The sequence below is a fragment of the Citrobacter arsenatis genome, from assembly GCF_004353845.1.
Lineage (GTDB): Bacteria > Pseudomonadota > Gammaproteobacteria > Enterobacterales > Enterobacteriaceae > Citrobacter > Citrobacter arsenatis.
In genome coordinates, this window is sequence record NZ_CP037864.1 from 142,151 (window position 1) to 161,049 (window position 18,899).

Consider the following 18,899-nt stretch of genomic DNA (forward strand, 5'->3'; position numbering starts at 1 on the left):
GTGTGTTCGAGTCTCTCAAATTTTTGCAAGTCGATGATGAATCGAAAGAAACATCTTCGGGTTGTGAGGTTAAGCGACTAAGCGTACACGGTGGATGCCCTGGCAGTCAGAGGCGATGAAGGACGTGCTAATCTGCGATAAGCGTCGGTAAGGTGATATGAACCGTTATAACCGGCGATTTCCGAATGGGGAAACCCAGTGTGATTCGTCACACTATCATTATGTGAATACATAGCGTAATGAAGCGAACCGGGGGAACTGAAACATCTAAGTACCCCGAGGAAAAGAAATCAACCGAGATTCCCCCAGTAGCGGCGAGCGAACGGGGAGCAGCCCAGAGTCTGAATCAGCATGTGTGTTAGTGGAACGGTCTGGAAAGTCCGACGGTACAGGGTGATAGTCCCGTACACAAAAGTGCATATGTTGTGAACTCGAAGAGTAGGGCGGGACACGTGGTATCCTGTCTGAATATGGGGGGACCATCCTCCAAGGCTAAATACTCCTGACTGACCGATAGTGAACCAGTACCGTGAGGGAAAGGCGAAAAGAACCCCGGCGAGGGGAGTGAAAAAGAACCTGAAACCGTGTACGTACAAGCAGTGGGAGCCTCTTTATGGGGTGACTGCGTACCTTTTGTATAATGGGTCAGCGACTTATATTCTGTAGCAAGGTTAACCGAATAGGGGAGCCGAAGGGAAACCGAGTCTTAACTGGGCGTTAAGTTGCAGGGTATAGACCCGAAACCCGGTGATCTAGCCATGGGCAGGTTGAAGGTTGGGTAACACTAACTGGAGGACCGAACCGACTAATGTTGAAAAATTAGCGGATGACTTGTGGCTGGGGGTGAAAGGCCAATCAAACCGGGAGATAGCTGGTTCTCCCCGAAAGCTATTTAGGTAGCGCCTCGTGAACTCATCTTCGGGGGTAGAGCACTGTTTCGGCTAGGGGGTCATCCCGACTTACCAACCCGATGCAAACTGCGAATACCGAAGAATGTTATCACGGGAGACACACGGCGGGTGCTAACGTCCGTCGTGAAGAGGGAAACAACCCAGACCGCCAGCTAAGGTCCCAAAGTCATGGTTAAGTGGGAAACGATGTGGGAAGGCACAGACAGCCAGGATGTTGGCTTAGAAGCAGCCATCATTTAAAGAAAGCGTAATAGCTCACTGGTCGAGTCGGCCTGCGCGGAAGATGTAACGGGGCTAAACCATGCACCGAAGCTGCGGCAGCGACACTATGTGTTGTTGGGTAGGGGAGCGTTCTGTAAGCCGTTGAAGGTGGCCTGTGAGGGTTGCTGGAGGTATCAGAAGTGCGAATGCTGACATAAGTAACGATAATGCGGGTGAAAAACCCGCACGCCGGAAGACCAAGGGTTCCTGTCCAACGTTAATCGGGGCAGGGTGAGTCGACCCCTAAGGCGAGGCCGAAAGGCGTAGTCGATGGGAAACAGGTTAATATTCCTGTACTTGGTGTTACTGCGAAGGGGGGACGGAGAAGGCTATGTTAGCCGGGCGACGGTTGTCCCGGTTTAAGCATGTAGGCGGAGGTTCCAGGTAAATCCGGTACCTTATTAACGCTGAGGTGTGATGACGAGGCACTACGGTGCTGAAGTAACAAATGCCCTGCTTCCAGGAAAAGCCTCTAAGCATCAGGTAACACAAAATCGTACCCCAAACCGACACAGGTGGTCAGGTAGAGAATACCAAGGCGCTTGAGAGAACTCGGGTGAAGGAACTAGGCAAAATGGTGCCGTAACTTCGGGAGAAGGCACGCTGATATGTAGGTGAAGTGATTTACTCATGGAGCTGAAATCAGTCGAAGATACCAGCTGGCTGCAACTGTTTATTAAAAACACAGCACTGTGCAAACACGAAAGTGGACGTATACGGTGTGACGCCTGCCCGGTGCCGGAAGGTTAATTGATGGGGTTATCCGTAAGGAGAAGCTCTTGATCGAAGCCCCGGTAAACGGCGGCCGTAACTATAACGGTCCTAAGGTAGCGAAATTCCTTGTCGGGTAAGTTCCGACCTGCACGAATGGCGTAATGATGGCCAGGCTGTCTCCACCCGAGACTCAGTGAAATTGAACTCGCTGTGAAGATGCAGTGTACCCGCGGCAAGACGGAAAGACCCCGTGAACCTTTACTATAGCTTGACACTGAACACTGGTCCTTGATGTGTAGGATAGGTGGGAGGCTTTGAAGCGTGGACGCCAGTCTGCGTGGAGCCAACCTTGAAATACCACCCTTTAATGGCTGGTGTTCTAACGTAGACCCGTGATCCGGGTTGCGGACAGTGTCTGGTGGGTAGTTTGACTGGGGCGGTCTCCTCCTAAAGAGTAACGGAGGAGCACGAAGGTTAGCTAATCCTGGTCGGACATCAGGAGGTTAGTGCAAAGGCATAAGCTAGCTTGACTGCGAGAGTGACGGCTCGAGCAGGTGCGAAAGCAGGTCTTAGTGATCCGGTGGTTCTGAATGGAAGGGCCATCGCTCAACGGATAAAAGGTACTCCGGGGATAACAGGCTGATACCGCCCAAGAGTTCATATCGACGGCGGTGTTTGGCACCTCGATGTCGGCTCATCACATCCTGGGGCTGAAGTAGGTCCCAAGGGTATGGCTGTTCGCCATTTAAAGTGGTACGCGAGCTGGGTTTAGAACGTCGTGAGACAGTTCGGTCCCTATCTGCCGTGGGCGCTGGAGAATTGAGGGGGGCTGCTCCTAGTACGAGAGGACCGGAGTGGACGCATCACTGGTGTTCGGGTTGTCATGCCAATGGCATTGCCCGGTAGCTAAATGCGGAAGAGATAAGTGCTGAAAGCATCTAAGCACGAAACTTGCCCCGAGATGAGTTCTCCCTGAGACTTTAAGTCTCCTGAAGGAACGTTGAAGACGACGACGTTGATAGGTCGGGTGTGTAAGTGTAGCGATACATTGAGCTAACCGATACTAATGAACCGTGAGGCTTAACCTTACAACGCCGAAGATGTTTTGGCGAAAGAGACGCAAGATTCAGCTTGATTACAGATTAAATCGACAGACCAAAAAGGTGTGTTGATAAACAGAATTTGCCTGGCGGCTGTAGCGCGGTGGTCCCACCTGACCCCATGCCGAACTCAGAAGTGAAACGCCGTAGCGCCGATGGTAGTGTGGGGTCTCCCCATGCGAGAGTAGGGAACTGCCAGGCATCAAATAAAAGCGAAAGGCTCAGTCGAAAGACTGGGCCTTTTGTTTTATCTGTGGTCTGTCGGTGAGCGCTCTCCTGTGAAGAAGCCCATCCTGCCGGATGGGCTTTTTTGCGTCTGTGCGGGGTGAACACTGCCGGAAGCGGCGTGCGGCCTTATCCGGCCAACAACGGCACCACCAGGTAGGCCTGATAAGCGCAGCGCATCAGGCAAGCAGGTAATACCACTGTTACTGTCTTACCCATTGCGTAACAAAATCAGCAAGTTTCTGTATATCGTTGATATCTAACAATGGAACATCCACCGTCAGCGGAACATCACTGGCAACCGCGATAACATATTCGTCCATCGCCAACGCCTCAGGGCTATGCCCACAGCCCTCGCGAAAAAGTAGGATCTTAGCGACAGGTTCATGCTTAAATCCCTCAACCAACACCATATCCAATGTTGAAGCATCCATCCGGCTTACCAGATACGCTAAATCCAGTTCAGGCTCTTCCGGTGTTTCTACCATTAACGCCCAACGTTGCTGGCTGGCGACCAGCGTTTGTGTTGCACCGGCTTTGCGTAACTCATAGCTATCTTTGCCGGGCGTATCGACATCCATATTGTGATGGGTATGCTTAATCAATCCGGGACGAATACCTCTGGCACGCAGCTCCGGGATCAATTTTTTGAGCAGCGTGGTTTTCCCCGTTCCGCTCCATGCTGCAATAGCGAGTAAGGGGATCATGATTTGTCCTGCCATTTTGCGAGCTCTTCAGGGGTATTCACGTTCACGAAGGCATCTTTGCGATCGCTGAAATCCACAGCATGACCGCCAGCCTGACGCATAAAGACCATGACACGTCTTTCACCGGACTGAAGATAATCCTGTAACAAGGGCTGCATCGAGCGATGCATCAGCGCAATGGTCGGATGATCTCTCTCCCCATCGTGCACCCAGACAACCGATGCTGCTTTGCGTTGGTCCTTCAAGCGTGCGACCAGATCGTGAGGAATATAGGGCATGTCGCACGGGCAGAACATAAACCAGTCCCCCGATTGCTGCAGGAATACTGATAGCATCCCGGCCAGTGGGCCTGGGAAATCGGCCAACGCATCGGGGATAACTTTCAGGCCGCTTTGCTGGTAAATATCCCGGTGGCGATTGGCATTAACCACCACGGTTTCGACCTGCAAAGCGAGGATATCGGCCACATGCCGCCAAAGAGGTTTACCGTCGAGCTCAAGCAGACCTTTATCGGTTCCGCCCATTCGTCTGGCCTTACCGCCAGCCAGCACAACCCCTGTTATTGCACTATCCAGAATCACTGATATCGCCTCTTTTAATGTGGGATTGACCCTGCTAACGTATCTGTATTGAGCCTAAGGAGCACAACCATGAAATGTAAACGTCTGAATGAAGTTATTGAACTCCTCCAGCCGGCCTGGCAGAAGGAACCCGAGCTTAATCTGATGCAATTTTTACAGAAACTGGCGCAAGAGTCAGGTTTTGACGGCGAACTGGCGGATTTAACTGATGACATTCTGATCTATCACCTGAAAATGCGTGACTCGGCGAAAGACGCTGTCATCCCAGGGATTCAGAAAGATTATGAAGAAGATTTTAAAACCGCACTACTCCGCGCTCGTGGCGTAATTAAAGAGTAAAAGCTTGTAATCGCCACCACCGAAAGCGCTGCGAAATGATATCCTGAATCATTCGTAGTATTTTCCGGATGATGGGATGAACGACAACGCTTTTAATTTCCAGACGCTACACCCGGATACCATCATGGATGCACTGTTTGAGCAGGGGATCCGGGTGGACTCCGGGCTTACCCCGCTTAACAGCTATGAAAACCGTGTCTATCAATTCCAGGACGAAGAGCGTCGACGATTTGTCGTTAAGTTTTATCGCCCTGAACGTTGGTCTGTCGATCAAATCCAGGAAGAGCACCAGTTTGCTCTGGAACTGGTAAGCGATGAAGTCCCGGTAGCTGCACCGCTGGTACTGAACGGCCAAACACTTTTAAGCCATCAGGGTTTCCATTATGCGATCTTCCCCAGCGTCGGAGGACGTCAGTTTGAAGCCGACAACATCGATCAGATGGAGGCGGTGGGTCGCTATCTGGGTCGTATGCACCAGACCGGATGCAAGCGTACTTTTTCCTTTCGCCCGACGATCGGTCTTGAAGAATACCTGACTGAGCCGCGTAAAGTTTTTGAGCACGCACAGCTGATCCCATCAGGGCAAAAAGCGGCTTTCCTGAAGGCAACGGATGCGCTTATCGCGATCGTTACCGAACGCTGGCATACACGTTTTACCACATTACGCCTGCACGGTGATTGTCATGCCGGTAATATCCTGTGGCGCGATGGTCCGATGTTTGTTGATTTAGATGATGCCCGCAATGGTCCGGCTATTCAGGATTTATGGATGCTTCTCAATGGCGATAAAGCTGAACAACGCATGCAGCTGGAAACCATTATCGAGGCTTATGAAGAGTTTAGTGAGTTCGACACGGCTGAAATCGGACTGATAGAACCTTTACGCGCTATGCGTTTAGTTTATTATCTTGCCTGGCTAATTCGACGTTGGGCTGACCCTGCGTTTCCAAAAAACTTCCCGTGGTTAACCGGGGAAGATTACTGGCATCGTCAGACCGCGACCTTTATTGAGCAGGCAAAAATTCTGCAAGAGCCCCCCTTACAATTAACGCCAATGTATTAATCGGAGAAACTTGAACATGAAAAAAATATGGCTGGCGCTGGCTGGTATGGTCTTAGCTTTTAGCGCATCTGCAGCGCAGTTCCAGGATGGTAAACAATACATCACTCTGGAAAAGCCTGTTGCGGGTGAACCGCAAGTGTTGGAGTTCTTCTCCTTCTACTGCCCGCACTGCTATCAGTTTGAAGAAGTGCTTCACGTGTCTGATAACGTGAAGAAGAAACTGCCGGAAGGCACCAAGATGACTAAATACCACGTCGAGTTTCTGGGGCCTTTGGGCAAAGATCTGACGCAGGCATGGGCCGTTGCTATGGCGCTGGGCGTTGAAGATCAAGTCACCGTTCCGCTGTTTGAAGGCGTTCAGAAAACCCAGACCGTTCAGTCAGTAGCGGATATCCGTAAAGTGTTTGTCGACGCGGGTATTAAAGGCGAAGACTATGATGCGGCATGGAACAGCTTTGTGGTGAAATCACTCGTAGCACAGCAGGAAAAAGCGGCGGCTGATTTACAGCTGCAGGGCGTTCCGGCAATGTTCGTGAATGGCAAATATCAGGTAAATCCGCAGGGCATGGATACCAGCAGCATGGATATCTTTGTACAACAGTATGCGGATACCGTGAAGTACCTGGTTGGTCAGAAGTAAAAGTAAAAAAGCCGGTCATTGACCGGCTTTTTTATTTGAGGCTTTAATCGCGTCGAGCTGCGCGTCTTTCTCACTCCACAGCGTATTCAACCATAGCTGAAACCGACGCTTGAATCCCTTATCGTTCACGTAATCACCGTGCAACTCTTCATGAATTGGCTCCAGATTCACCCGTACGACAATCCGCGTTAACTTACCGCTCAGCATATCGTAGAATGGTCGGCTACTGTTTTCCGGATAGCACAACGTGACGTTCAACATTTTATCGAACTGTGACCCCAGGACATTCAATGCCATCGCAATACCGGCTGCCTTGGGTGGGAGCAGGTTTTGATAAGGAGAGCGAGTTTGTTCGCGTTTCTCTTTGGTAAAGCGTGAACCTTCGACAAAATTCACAATGGTTGTCGGGTGTACACGAAATTTCTCACAGGAACGACGTGTTGTTTCGACATCTTTCCCGCGCCGTTCCGGATGGCGAAGCAGGTAGCCACGCGAATAGCGTTTCATAAACGGCATATCCAACGCCCAGCAGGCCAGGCCAATAAAGGGCACCCAGGCCAGTTGTTGCTTGAGGAAATATTTATTCATTGGGATGTGTTTACGGAACAGAACGCAAAGCACAACGATATCGGCCCAGCTGTAGTGGTTACAAATGAGCAGATACCAGTTTTTCTTGCTAAGACCTTCCAGTCCTTCGATATCCCATTTCAGTCGCGGATTGAGGTGCAGCAGTAGCGCCAGACCTTCACACCAGCAATACATCATGAAATTGCAGAACACAGAAACCTTGCGCCAGACGACAGGAACAGGCAAAAGGAGTTTCACAACCCCGGCAAGGATGATCGGCACAGAACAAAAAATCGTGACCAATATGGTCAATACGATACTCAGCAACAGCGTTATCGCAGCGAGTATTCTCGTCATAATTAAATTATTCAAAAGGTTAGCCATAGACAGTGCGCTAAAGAGGCGCAAGGGGCTGATTTTATCAGAAAACGAACCAAATGATGGATCTTCCCTGAATAGAAAAAAGAGGAATATCTATCCACATCAGGATATGAGCCGATAAAATGGCATAAAATGCTGTGTGTTTATTTAATTTGTTGAAATGTATATGAAAATATCATGAGGCATGAATTTCTTTGCTATATTTAAAGAGCTGAAAATTATTTATTCACAAAGTTATCCACAGCCGTGTTTGCGAGCGAAGCAGAAGAACTGCAAAAGTTTTTCGACAAATGCGGCGAAAAACTCATGTTTTCATCCTGTCTGTGGCATCCTTTACCCATAATCTGATAAACAGGCACGGACATTATGGTTCAGATCCCAGAAAACCCACTTATCCTTGTAGATGGCTCATCTTACCTGTATCGCGCATACCACGCGTTTCCGCCGCTGACTAACAGCGCAGGAGAACCTACTGGCGCGATGTACGGTGTCCTCAACATGCTGCGTAGCTTGATTCTGCAATATCAGCCGACCCATGCTGCGGTGGTATTCGACGCAAAGGGTAAAACCTTCCGTGATGAGTTATTCGAACACTACAAGTCGCACCGCCCACCCATGCCGGACGATCTGCGTGCGCAGATTGAACCTCTGCATGCGATGGTAAAAGCGATGGGGTTGCCACTATTGGCCGTATCAGGCGTGGAGGCGGACGATGTCATCGGTACGCTAGCGCGGGAAGCAGAGAAAGTGGGCCGTCCGGTGCTGATTAGCACCGGTGATAAAGATATGGCTCAGCTGGTGACGCCGAATATTACCCTGATCAACACCATGACTAATACGATCCTCGGCCCGGATGAAGTGGTGAATAAATACGGCGTCCCGCCGGAACTGATCATTGATTTCCTGGCGTTGATGGGGGACTCCTCAGATAACATTCCAGGCGTTCCAGGCGTAGGTGAAAAAACCGCGCAGGCGCTGCTACAGGGGCTGGGTGGGCTGGATACCCTCTATGCTGAATCAGACAAAATTGCGGGGCTGACTTTCCGTGGTGCGAAAACCATGGCGGGTAAGCTTGAGCAGAATAAAGAGGTGGCGTACCTCTCTTATCAATTGGCTACCATCAAAACGGATGTTGAACTGGAGTTGACCTGCGAGCAGTTGGAAGTCCGTCAGCCAGCAGCAGAAGAACTACTTGGCCTGTTTAAACAGTATGAATTCAAACGTTGGGTTATCGACGTTGAAACGGGTAAATGGCTACAGGCGAAAGGAACGAAGCCAACAGCAAAACCGCAGGAAACACTCGTTGTCGATGAAACGCCTGAGAAGCCGGCCACGGTTCTCTCGTATGATAACTATGTGACGATTCTGGACGAAGCGACGCTGGAAGAGTGGATTGCTAAGCTGAAAAAAGCGCCAGTCTTTGCCTTCGATACAGAAACTGACAGCCTGGACAACATCTCCGCGAATCTGGTTGGCCTGTCTTTTGCCATTGAACCGGGTGTGGCTGCATATGTTCCTGTTGCCCACGATTACCTGGACGCCCCCGATCAAATCGCTCGCGATCGTGCGCTGGCGCTGCTGAAGCCGCTGCTGGAAGATGAGAACGCGCATAAAGTCGGGCAAAACCTGAAGTACGATCGCGGTATCCTTGCAAATTATGGCATCGAGTTGCGCGGTATCACCTTTGACACCATGCTCGAATCCTACATTCTTAACAGCGTCGCTGGCCGACACGATATGGACAGCCTGTCGGACCGCTGGCTGAAGCATAAAACCATCACTTTTGAAGAGATCGCCGGAAAGGGCAAAAACCAGCTGACCTTTAACCAGATAGCGCTGGAAGAAGCAGGTCGTTACGCTGCGGAAGATGCCGACGTTACGCTACAGCTGCATCTGAAGATGTGGCCGGAATTGCAGCAGCATAAAGGGCCGCTGAACGTCTTTGAAAATATCGATATGCCGCTGGTGCCGGTTTTGTCTCGTGTTGAGCGCAACGGTGTGAAAATCGATCCGGCTGTTTTGCACAAACATTCAGAAGAGCTGACGCTGCGTTTGAACGAGCTGGAGCAAAAAGCACACGAGATCGCCGGAGAAGCGTTTAACCTATCTTCCACCAAGCAACTGCAAACTATCCTGTTTGAAAAGCAGGGTATTAAGCCGTTGAAGAAAACGCCTGGCGGCGCGCCATCAACGTCGGAAGAGGTACTGGAAGAGCTCGCGCTGGATTACCCGTTGCCGAAAGTGATCCTGGAATATCGCGGCTTAGCAAAACTGAAGTCGACGTATACGGATAAGCTTCCGTTGATGATTAACAAGAAAACCGGGCGCGTGCACACCTCTTATCATCAGGCGGTTACCGCTACCGGGCGCTTGTCTTCAACGGACCCAAATTTGCAGAACATCCCGGTACGTAATGATGAAGGTCGTCGTATTCGTCAGGCGTTCATTGCGCCAGAAGACTACGTGATTGTCTCCGCGGACTACTCGCAGATTGAACTGCGCATCATGGCGCATCTCTCGCGTGATAAAGGTCTGCTTACCGCGTTTGCCGAAGGGAAAGATATTCACCGCGCAACGGCGGCGGAAGTCTTTGGCTTACCGCTGGATTCCGTGACCGGCGAACAACGCCGCAGCGCGAAAGCCATTAACTTCGGTCTGATCTACGGGATGAGCGCCTTCGGTCTGGCGCGCCAGTTGAATATTCCACGTAAAGAAGCGCAAAAGTACATGGACCTTTACTTTGAACGCTACCCTGGCGTGTTGGAATATATGGAACGTACCCGCGCACAGGCGAAAGAGCAAGGTTATGTAGAAACGCTGGAAGGGCGTCGTCTTTATTTACCGGATATTAAATCCAGTAATGGCGCTCGTCGCGCAGGTGCAGAGCGCGCGGCAATTAACGCCCCGATGCAGGGTACTGCCGCAGACATTATCAAACGAGCCATGATAGCGGTGGACGGATGGCTGCAAACCGAGCAACCACGCGTGCGCATGATCATGCAGGTACATGATGAACTGGTGTTTGAAGTACATAAAGATGACCTGGAAAGCGTCTCTAAAAAGATCCACCAACTGATGGAAAACGAAACCCAGATTGACGTGCCGTTGCTGGTGGAAGTCGGTAGTGGTGAAAACTGGGATCAGGCGCACTAAGGGTTTACTGAATAACGCCCGTTTTTCGTAACTAAGCAACATAAGATAGAACTTTTTGTGATGTTCATTAGAATTCCCTATGTAAGGAATGAAAAAAAATTACAAAAAGTGCTTTCTGAGCTGCTCAAAAAAGAGTAAAGTTATTCACGTAGGGTACAGAGGTAAGATGTTCTATCTTTCAGACCTTTTACTTCACGTAATCGGATTTGGCTGAATATTTTAGCCGCCCCAGTCAGTAATGACTGGGGCGTTTTTTATTGTGCGAAAGAAAGATTTTGCACAAGCTGTAGGCCGGATAAGACGCGCAGCGGCGCCATCCGGCATATCGGGGGGTTATTCCCCGTCCTGCATCTCTTCAACCGGTGCCAGTTCACTAAACCAGCTATCCAGCTTCTGCCGTAGTTTGTCCACACCCAGCTTTTTCAGTGATGAAAATGCTTCTACCTGCACATCACCATTAAATGCCAGTACGGCTTCACGCACCATATTCAATTGGGCTTTGCGCGCGCCGCTGGCCAGCTTGTCTGCTTTAGTCAGCAGTACCAGAACCTGAACGTTGCTCTCAACCGCCCACAGGATCATCTGCTGATCGAGATCTTTTAGCGGGTGACGAATATCCATCAGTACCACCAGACCTTGCAGGCTCTGGCGTTTTTCCAGATATTCAGCCAGCGCGCGCTGCCATTTGCGCTTCATTTCTTCCGGAACTTCGGCATAACCGTATCCAGGCAAATCGACCAGACGTTTGCCGTCAACGACTTCAAACAGATTGATGAGCTGAGTACGACCCGGCGTTTTAGATGTACGCGCCAGACTCTTTTGATTCGTAAGGGTATTTAGCGCACTGGATTTGCCTGCGTTGGAACGGCCAGCAAAAGCCACTTCGATACCGGTATCGGAAGGTAAGTGGCGAATATCAGGCGCACTCATCACAAAGTGCGTCTGTTGATAATTCAAGTTAGTCAAAGCGGTCCTCTCCATCATTCAGGGCTTTGCGGCGATTATACCTGAACACCAGCAAAAGGCTGGTTTTTCGACGAGTGGGCTGTGTAAGTAAAAACCTCGCACTTTGTGAGACATTGCCGATAGTTTCTATACGAGAAAACAGAGAGATAAATAATATTAACCAAATAAATCATTATATTACGTTTGGGCAGAATTCCGAAAAGTTGAAATTGTTACCTAGGTTACTTGTACGTTTAAGCCAAAAAGGTAAAGTAGCGTCCATAGCGAGGAAGCTGACAGGATAGTCGACTCAGGATGAGGGTCAGGAGCGCCAGGAGGCGAAGACACAGGATTGTCAGGAAGACAAACGTCCGGAGACGTTAGTAAAGGGAAATGGAAACAACACGGAATGTTTCAGGCTAAGGGAAAAACAGGGTGTGTTGATAGCCAACAGGGAATGTAGAGCCCGTAAGGGTTGAGAGTCAGGAAAAAAGGCGACAGATTACTCTGTCGCCTTTTTTCTTTATTTCTGCTAGATTCCGGCGCAATTATATACTGAATAAAAACAGCCAAAGACGAATCATGATGAAACCAACTTCTACACCACGCGGTAAAGGTCCTGCAAAAGCGCGTCGTAAAACACGTGAAGAAATTAACCAGGAAGCTCGCGACCGTAAGCGCCAGAAAAAACACCGTGGTCATGCGGCAGGTAGCCGTGCATCCGGTAGCGAAGGCGCATCTGGTGGCGGAAACCAAAATAAGCAAAAAGATCCTCGTATTGGCAGCAAAAACCCCATTCCATTGGGCGTGACCGAAAAAGTCACCAAACAGCACAAACCGAAGAGTGAGAAACCTATGCTTTCACCACAGGCTGAGTTGGATTTACTGGAAACGGATGAGCGCCTGGATGCGCTGCTGGAGCGTCTTGAAGCGGGAGAAACCCTGAGCGCGGAAGATCAGTCCTGGGTTGATGCCAAGCTGGACCGTATTGATGAACTGATGCAAAAGTTGGGTCTTTCTTATGATGATGAGGAAGAAGAGGAAGAAGAAGACAAGCAGGAAGACATGATGCGCCTGCTGAAAGGCGGCAACTAACGGTTTTACACCGTGGGTCTTCCCGTCCTGCTTATAACCCTTCCGGTTATATGTTATCTGGTGTGGTTATTCGTTAAACTACAGCGGTTGTCGCGGCGACAGAAGTGGCTGCGCAACCGGCTTATCACCGGTACTGGGGTTAAGCCGGTACGCCGTACCCGCCAGAGACGCCATCGGAAGGAGTGAGCATGTCAGAGCAGCTAATAGACTGGGACCTGGCCCTGATCCAGAAATATAACTATTCCGGGCCACGATATACCTCGTACCCGACCGCGCTGGAGTTTTCTGAAGACTACGGTGCTGAGGCGTTTTCACAGGCGGTGGCGCGTTATCCTGAGCGTCCACTCTCGCTGTACGTTCACATCCCGTTCTGCCATAAACTGTGTTATTTCTGCGGCTGCAACAAGGTTGTGACGCGCCAGCAGCATAAAGCCGATCAATACCTCGATGTCCTGGAACAAGAAATCATTCATCGCGCGCCGCTGTTTGCCGGACGCCATGTCAGCCAACTGCACTGGGGCGGCGGCACGCCAACGTATCTGAATAAAGCGCAAATCAGCCGTTTGATGTCGCTGCTGCGTGGCAACTTCAACTTTAATGATGATGCCGAAATCTCGATCGAAGTGGATCCGCGTGAAATTGAGCTGGATGTGCTCGATCATTTACGCTCTGAAGGTTTTAACCGCCTGAGCATGGGGGTGCAAGACTTCAACAAAGAAGTTCAGCACCTGGTAAACCGTGAGCAGGATGAAGAGTTTATCTTTGCGTTGCTGAATCATGCGCGGGAGATTGGTTTTACCTCAACAAATATCGATCTGATTTATGGTCTGCCAAAACAGACGCCGGAAAGCTTCGCTTTCACCCTCAAACGCGTGGCTGAGCTGAATCCAGACCGTCTGAGCGTCTTTAACTATGCGCACCTGCCGACGCTGTTTGCCGCTCAGCGCAAGATTAAAGATGCCGACCTGCCCAGCGCGCAGCAGAAACTGGATATCCTGCAGGAGACCATCTCGTCACTGACCGCAACCGGCTATCAGTTTATAGGCATGGATCACTTTGCCCGCCCGGATGACGAACTGGCCATTGCTCAACGCAAAGGTGTACTGCATCGCAATTTCCAGGGGTATACCACTCAGGGCGATACCGATTTACTGGGGATGGGCGTATCGGCCATCAGCATGATTGGCGACAACTACGCGCAGAACCAGAAAGAGCTGAAGCACTATTACCAGCAGGTAGACGAGCAGGGGAACGCGCTGTGGCGCGGAATTGCCCTGACCCGCGACGACTGCATTCGTCGGGATGTTATTAAGCTGCTAATCTGCAATTTCCGCCTCGACTATGCTGCCGTGGAACAGCAATGGGATCTGAACTTTGCTGACTATTTTGTCGAAGACCTGAAACTGCTGACGCCGCTGGCGAAAGATGGGCTGGTGGATGTGAATGAGAAGGGGATTCAGGTCACGCCGAAGGGCCGCCTGCTGATCCGTAATATCTGCATGTGCTTCGATGCATATTTGCGCCAGAAAGCGCGAATGCAGCAGTTCTCGCGCGTCATTTAGCCGGGTTGCCCGGTGGCGCTGCGCTTGCCGGGCCTACACGTTGCGATAACCTGTAGGCCGGACAAGCGTTAGCGCCATCCGGCACATTGTCAACTGAACAGCCCAACCAACGCCGCACACAGCACAGCGGCAACCGCAGTTTGTGGCGTATGGCTTTCGAGCGCACCGCTCGACAGCAGATTAATCATTGATTCCAGCATGATGACTTCCCCCGTTTGCCGGGCACGATCATACTTAACTCATCGGAACAGTAAAGCGCAAAATAGCAGCAATTTGCGCTCAATTATCAATCTTTACACAGTGACGATTTGTCACTCCATTCCGAGCTCTTTTAACTTCCGCGTCAAGGTATTACGCCCCCAGCCCAGCAGCCGTGCCGCTTCCTGTTTGTGCCCCTGAGTATGTCGTAGCGCGGTAGTCAACAGCGTGCGTTCCATCTCCGGCTGCGCCTCAGAAAGCAGGTTTTGATGACCGGAACGTAAAGCCCGGTCCGCCCACTGCGCTAACAGGGTTGCCCAGCTGTCTGGTTGCATATGGGACGGTGCGTCAGGCACGGTGGTTTCAAACAGTTCGGCCGGTAAGTCCTGGATGAGTACTTCCTGCCCGGCGGCCATTACGGTTAACCAGCGACAGGTGTTCTCAAGCTGACGCACGTTGCCTGGCCAGGCCAGACGCGTCAGTGCGGCTTCGGTTTCGGGGTGTAATTGCTTGGCTTCTACACCCAGTTCTCGGGCAGCTTCCTGCAGGAAATGACGTGCCAGGCGTGGAATATCTTCCCGACGTTCGCGCAGCGGCGGTAGATGCACGCGGATGACGTTCAGACGATGGAATAAGTCCTCACGGAATTTGCCTTCCTGCACGCGCAGTTCCAGATTCTGATGCGTGGCGGCGATAATGCGCACATCCACTTTCACCGGCGCATAACCGCCAACGCGGTAAAACTGTCCATCGGCTAATACGCGCAATAAACGCGTCTGCACGTCCAGCGGCATATCACCAATTTCATCAAGGAACAGCGTGCCGCCGTCTGCCTGTTCAAAGCGACCCTGACGAATGGTATTCGCCCCGGTAAACGCGCCTTTCTCGTGACCAAACAGCTCAGACTCGATCAAATCTTTCGGAATAGCCGCCATGTTCAGCGCGATAAACGGCGCTTTGACACGCGGGCTGTGGCGATGCAACGCATGGGCGACCAGCTCTTTACCGGTCCCGGACTCTCCGTTAATCAATACGCTGATTGAAGACCGGGACAGGCGACCAATAATGCGAAAGACATCCTGCATTGCCGGTGCTTCGCCGATGATGTCGGTTGTTGGGCCGTTGATCTGAACATTACGCGGCTGCTGCTGTTCCTGATAATGGCTGATGGCGCGCTCAACCAGCGCCACGGCTTCATCAATATCAAAAGGTTTGGGCAGATAATCAAACGCCCCTTGCTGATAGGCGCTGACGGCGGCATCCAGATCGGAGTGTGCGGTCATTATGATGACCGGAAGCATCGGATGCCGCTGTTTGATCTGTTTTAACAGCGTCAGACCGTCCATACCCGGCATGCGAATATCCGACAGCAGCACGTCCGGCGTTTTGCTGGCCAGCGCGTCCAGCACCTCTTTACCGCTTTCAAATGTAGTGCAGCTTAGTCCTGCCCCTGCGAGCGCACGTTCAAGCACCCAACGGATGGAACTATCGTCATCAACTACCCAGACTATTCCTCGTTGCATAAACGTCACCTTTATTTCCTGATAGGCAGATAAACCGAGAACTCGGTATGACCCGGCCAGCTGGTAAATTCAATTTTGCCGGAATGTTGATCAATCAAATTACGGGCGATAGATAATCCAAGGCCGGTACCGCCTTCGCGACCGCTGACCATTGGGTAGAACAGCGTGTCCTGCAAATGCGAGGGAATACCCGGACCGTTATCCTCAACATCAATTCGCGCCGCCAGGCGATAACGCATGCCGTGCAGCGTGAGTTGAAACGCGGTACGGGTACGTAGAATGATCTCGCCGCCCTCCGGTCCCAGCGCCTGCAAAGCATTACGCACGATGTTTAACAGAACCTGCTCGATCTGGTCCGGATCGTGCAGTAATTCAGGCAGACTTGGGTCGTAATCCCGGATTAGCGTGACGTTTTCCGGCAGCTCCATCGAGACCAGCGCCACCACGCGCTCTGCCACTTTGTGAATGCTTTCCGTGACGTGCATGCCCGGCTGTTGCGGCCCCAGCAGACGGTCGACCAGATTACGCAGGCGGTCGGCCTGCTCAATAATGACTTTGGTATATTCGGTCAGCGCCGGGTCCGGAAGCGCTTTACTGAGAAGCTGCGCCGCGCCGCGTAATCCACCCAGCGGGTTTTTAATTTCGTGCGCCAGGCCGCGGACCAGGTCGCGAGCAGCAATCTGTTGGGCGTGCTGGAGCTGTTCCTGACTCAGACGGCGTTGGTTATCCATTGGCGCCATCTCCAGCAGGATAAGGCCATCAGGCAGCCTCTGAGCGGTCACAGAGAGGATATGCGAGTGGCTGTCTATCACCAGCGTCACTTCGTTATCCGTAAAGCCCTGGCCTGCTTCCAGACTCTCTCGCATCAGCCCGATGTTCAAAGAGAAATAACTCAACAGATCGGGAAGCGGAGTACCAAACAGTTTGCGGGAGCTTTGGGCGAGCAGCTGTTGCGCCGCAGGGTTGGCGTAATGTACCGCCAGCTCATCGTCGACGAGTAAGATGCTATTGATTAAAGAATTGAGGATCTGCCCAGCATCGGGCAGCGTGCCGGTTGCCATTCAGCAGTCTCCTGAAAAGTATTGCACCAATTTAGTGCATTATAGCTTTTTACATCAAAAAAGCGCGAAAAAGCAGGTTGTTAGTGGAGAAAAAAGCCCATCCAGAGATGGGCTAAAAGTTCCACGGCAACTAAAACCTTCGTCTTTCTCCCTACAGCTGTGTTGGCTGCTTTCGCTCACCCCAGTCACTTACTTATGTAAGCTCCCGGGGATTCACTCAATTGCTGCCTTGCTGTAGCAAGAAATCCATTGGTTATTACATCCTCTGCACGTCTTTATGTGAGAGTGTAAAAGTTAAATTAAACGCTGTAGTACAGCTCAAACTCTACCGGGTGCGGAGTCATACGCACACGGTCATCTTCTTCGCGACGCAGCGTAATGTACGCATCGATCGCTTCATTGGTGAACACGCCGCCTGCAGTCAGGAACTCACGGTCCAGATCCAGTTCTTTCAGTGCTTCTTCCAGAGAACCAGCAACCTGTGGGATCTCTTTCGCTTCTTCCGGCGGCAGGTCGTACAGGTTTTTGTCCATCGCTTCGCCCGGGTGGATCTTGTTCTTAATACCGTCAAGGCCAGCCATCAGCAGCGCTGCGAAGCACAGGTACGGGTTAGCAGCCGGGTCCGGGAAACGCACTTCGATACGACGCGCTTTCGGAGAAGCAACTACCGGAATACGGATAGAAGCAGAACGGTTACGGGCAGAGTAAGCCAGCATTACCGGCGCTTCGTAGCCTGGGACCAGACGCTTGTAGGAGTTAGTGGTCGGGTTAGCCAGGGCGTTGATCGCTTTAGCGTGTTTGATTACGCCGCCGATGTAGAACAGTGCCTGCTCAGACAGACCTGCATATTTGTCGCCGGAGAACAGGTTTACGCCGTTCTTGGACAGGGACATGTGGCAGTGCATACCGGAACCGTTATCGCCAAACATTGGTTTTGGCATAAAGGTCGCGGTTTTACCGAAACGGTGAGCGACGTTATGAACAACATATTTGTAGATCTGAATCTCATCCGCTTTTTTGGTCATGGTGTTGAAGCGGGTTGCGATTTCGTTCTGGCCAGCGGTCGCCACTTCGTGGTGATGCGCTTCAACGACCAGGCCCATCTCTTCCATGATCAGACACATGGTAGAACGGATGTCCTGAGAAGAATCTACCGGAGGAACCGGGAAGTAACCGCCTTTCACGCCTGGACGGTGGCCTTTGTTGCCACCTTCGTATTTGGTAGAAGAGTTCCATGCGCCTTCGATGTCATCGATAGCCACGTGGGAACCGGAAATGGACGCGCCGAAACGGATGTCGTCAAACAGGAAGAATTCTGGCTCTGGCCCGAACAGAACGGTGTCTGCGATGCCGGTAGAACGCAGATACTCTTCAGCGCGTTTAGCAATGGAGCGCGGGTCGCGGTCGTAACCCTGCAGCGTACCTGGTTCCAGGATATCGCAACGGATGATCAGCGTAGACTCTTCATAAAACGGGTCGATGAGTGCAGTAGACGCATCTGGCATCAGAACCATGTCTGATTCGTTAATGCCTTTCCAGCCACCGATTGAGGAGCCGTCAAACATTTTGCCTTCTTCAAAGAATTCGGCATTTACCTGATGAGCAGGAATAGTGACGTGCTGTTCTTTACCTTTAGTATCAGTGAAGCGTAAATCAACAAACTTCACTTCGTGTTCGTTCAGCATCGTCAAAACGTGTTCAGCGGACATACTTACTCTCCCGGATTGGTCATGGTCGTCGTGGTAACGAAGTCTTCAATTCTGCAAAAAATTGGCCGTGTCGCCGTAAAAAATATAAAGCGAAATCTGTGCCAACTTTTAAATTGCCCCTAAAAGGCGTTATCATGCGCACTATCGTGCAAAGGGGCTGCACC

General features: G+C 51.3%; 15 protein-coding genes, 2 rRNA genes and 1 pseudogene. 10 read left to right on the top strand and 8 right to left on the bottom strand.

The annotated features are described in order from the left end of the window. Positions 1–67 precede the first annotated feature (67 nt). Positions 68–2,974 (top strand): 23S ribosomal RNA (locus E1B03_RS01635). A gap of 97 nt (positions 2,975–3,071) precedes the next feature. Continuing rightward, a 5S ribosomal RNA gene (gene rrf, locus E1B03_RS01640) occupies positions 3,072–3,187 on the top strand. A gap of 227 nt (positions 3,188–3,414) precedes the next feature. Here the strand turns inward: rrf and mobB are convergent. Together mobB and mobA are read right to left on the bottom strand one after the other, a co-directional pair. Beyond that, positions 3,415–3,933, bottom strand: a complete 519-nt coding sequence (gene mobB, locus E1B03_RS01645; RefSeq protein ID WP_133085590.1) for a molybdopterin-guanine dinucleotide biosynthesis protein MobB — start codon at positions 3,931–3,933, stop codon at positions 3,415–3,417. After that, a complete protein-coding gene (mobA, locus tag E1B03_RS01650; protein WP_103771902.1) occupies positions 3,915–4,499 on the bottom strand; it encodes a molybdenum cofactor guanylyltransferase MobA in 585 nt (194 codons plus the stop codon). Before mobA ends, mobB begins: the two co-directional genes overlap by 19 nt. A 69-nt stretch (positions 4,500–4,568) precedes the next feature. On the opposite strand from mobA, the gene E1B03_RS01655 reads away from it, so the two are divergent. The 3 genes from E1B03_RS01655 (at position 4,569) to dsbA (ending at position 6,541) form a co-directional block, all read left to right on the top strand. Further along, on the top strand, positions 4,569–4,838 hold the full coding sequence (locus E1B03_RS01655) for a YihD family protein (RefSeq protein ID WP_103771903.1): 270 nt from the start codon (positions 4,569–4,571) through the stop codon (positions 4,836–4,838). A gap of 76 nt (positions 4,839–4,914) precedes the next feature. Continuing rightward, positions 4,915–5,901: a serine/threonine protein kinase gene (locus tag E1B03_RS01660; RefSeq protein ID WP_103771904.1), complete on the top strand. Its 987-nt coding sequence runs from the start codon at positions 4,915–4,917 to the stop codon at positions 5,899–5,901. Positions 5,902–5,917: 16 nt separating this feature from the next. Beyond that, entirely contained in the window at positions 5,918–6,541 is a 624-nt protein-coding gene (dsbA, locus tag E1B03_RS01665) for a thiol:disulfide interchange protein DsbA (protein WP_003028621.1), read from the top strand. Positions 6,542–6,556: 15 nt separating this feature from the next. Here dsbA and E1B03_RS01670 read toward each other — a convergent pair whose 3' ends face one another. Continuing rightward, positions 6,557–7,492 (bottom strand): acyltransferase, encoded by a 936-nt coding sequence (locus E1B03_RS01670; protein ID WP_103771905.1) that lies wholly within the window; start codon positions 7,490–7,492, stop codon positions 6,557–6,559. Positions 7,493–7,855: 363 nt separating this feature from the next. Between E1B03_RS01670 and polA the strand changes: the two genes are divergently transcribed. Then, the gene (gene polA, locus E1B03_RS01675; protein ID WP_133085591.1) at positions 7,856–10,642 is read left to right on the top strand and encodes a DNA polymerase I; all 2,787 of its coding nucleotides are present in this window, start codon (positions 7,856–7,858) and stop codon (positions 10,640–10,642) included. Positions 10,643–10,808: 166 nt separating this feature from the next. Continuing rightward, positions 10,809–10,856: a small protein SpfP gene (spfP, locus tag E1B03_RS26790; RefSeq protein ID WP_071892919.1), complete on the top strand. Its 48-nt coding sequence runs from the start codon at positions 10,809–10,811 to the stop codon at positions 10,854–10,856. A gap of 119 nt (positions 10,857–10,975) precedes the next feature. Here the strand turns inward: spfP and yihA are convergent, their stop codons facing one another. After that, on the bottom strand, positions 10,976–11,608 hold the full coding sequence (gene yihA, locus E1B03_RS01680) for a ribosome biogenesis GTP-binding protein YihA/YsxC (RefSeq protein ID WP_103771976.1): 633 nt from the start codon (positions 11,606–11,608) through the stop codon (positions 10,976–10,978). 209 nt (positions 11,609–11,817) lie between these two features. Here yihA and E1B03_RS01685 point away from each other — a divergent pair. The 3 genes and pseudogenes from E1B03_RS01685 (at position 11,818) to hemN (ending at position 14,244) form a co-directional block, all read left to right on the top strand. Beyond that, positions 11,818–12,066: pseudogene (locus E1B03_RS01685) on the top strand (hypothetical protein). A gap of 106 nt (positions 12,067–12,172) precedes the next feature. Then, on the top strand, positions 12,173–12,682 hold the full coding sequence (gene yihI, locus E1B03_RS01690) for a Der GTPase-activating protein YihI (protein ID WP_246044159.1): 510 nt from the start codon (positions 12,173–12,175) through the stop codon (positions 12,680–12,682). Between the two features lie 188 nt (positions 12,683–12,870). After that, positions 12,871–14,244, top strand: a complete 1,374-nt coding sequence (hemN, locus tag E1B03_RS01695; protein WP_133085592.1) for an oxygen-independent coproporphyrinogen III oxidase — start codon at positions 12,871–12,873, stop codon at positions 14,242–14,244. Between the two features lie 89 nt (positions 14,245–14,333). Here hemN and E1B03_RS01700 read toward each other — a convergent pair whose 3' ends face one another. The 4 genes from E1B03_RS01700 to glnA form a co-directional block, all read right to left on the bottom strand. Next, a complete protein-coding gene (locus E1B03_RS01700) occupies positions 14,334–14,444 on the bottom strand; it encodes a YshB family small membrane protein (protein WP_133085593.1) in 111 nt (36 codons plus the stop codon). A gap of 111 nt (positions 14,445–14,555) precedes the next feature. Continuing rightward, complete coding sequence (gene glnG / locus E1B03_RS01705) at positions 14,556–15,965, bottom strand: nitrogen regulation protein NR(I) (RefSeq protein WP_133085594.1); 1,410 nt, start codon at positions 15,963–15,965, stop codon at positions 14,556–14,558. Positions 15,966–15,976: 11 nt separating this feature from the next. Then, complete coding sequence (gene glnL / locus E1B03_RS01710; protein ID WP_016155163.1) at positions 15,977–17,026, bottom strand: nitrogen regulation protein NR(II); 1,050 nt, start codon at positions 17,024–17,026, stop codon at positions 15,977–15,979. 299 nt (positions 17,027–17,325) lie between these two features. Beyond that, positions 17,326–18,735: a glutamate--ammonia ligase gene (gene glnA / locus E1B03_RS01720; protein WP_003028638.1), complete on the bottom strand. Its 1,410-nt coding sequence runs from the start codon at positions 18,733–18,735 to the stop codon at positions 17,326–17,328. Positions 18,736–18,899 lie beyond the last annotated feature (164 nt).

Coding starts and splice junctions, on each gene's coding strand:
- glnL (WP_016155163.1), bottom strand. CDS start 17,026: ATGGCAACCGGCACGCTGCCCGATGCTGGGCAGATCCTCAATTCTTTA.
- mobB (WP_133085590.1), bottom strand. CDS start 3,933: ATGGCAGGACAAATCATGATCCCCTTACTCGCTATTGCAGCATGGAGC.
- glnG (WP_133085594.1), bottom strand. CDS start 15,965: ATGCAACGAGGAATAGTCTGGGTAGTTGATGACGATAGTTCCATCCGT.
- dsbA (WP_003028621.1), top strand. CDS start 5,918: ATGAAAAAAATATGGCTGGCGCTGGCTGGTATGGTCTTAGCTTTTAGC.
- glnA (WP_003028638.1), bottom strand. CDS start 18,735: ATGTCCGCTGAACACGTTTTGACGATGCTGAACGAACACGAAGTGAAG.
- E1B03_RS01670 (WP_103771905.1), bottom strand. CDS start 7,492: ATGGCTAACCTTTTGAATAATTTAATTATGACGAGAATACTCGCTGCG.
- hemN (WP_133085592.1), top strand. CDS start 12,871: ATGTCAGAGCAGCTAATAGACTGGGACCTGGCCCTGATCCAGAAATAT.
- yihI (WP_246044159.1), top strand. CDS start 12,173: ATGAAACCAACTTCTACACCACGCGGTAAAGGTCCTGCAAAAGCGCGT.
- E1B03_RS01655 (WP_103771903.1), top strand. CDS start 4,569: ATGAAATGTAAACGTCTGAATGAAGTTATTGAACTCCTCCAGCCGGCC.
- E1B03_RS01660 (WP_103771904.1), top strand. CDS start 4,915: ATGAACGACAACGCTTTTAATTTCCAGACGCTACACCCGGATACCATC.
- polA (WP_133085591.1), top strand. CDS start 7,856: ATGGTTCAGATCCCAGAAAACCCACTTATCCTTGTAGATGGCTCATCT.
- E1B03_RS01700 (WP_133085593.1), bottom strand. CDS start 14,444: ATGCTGGAATCAATGATTAATCTGCTGTCGAGCGGTGCGCTCGAAAGC.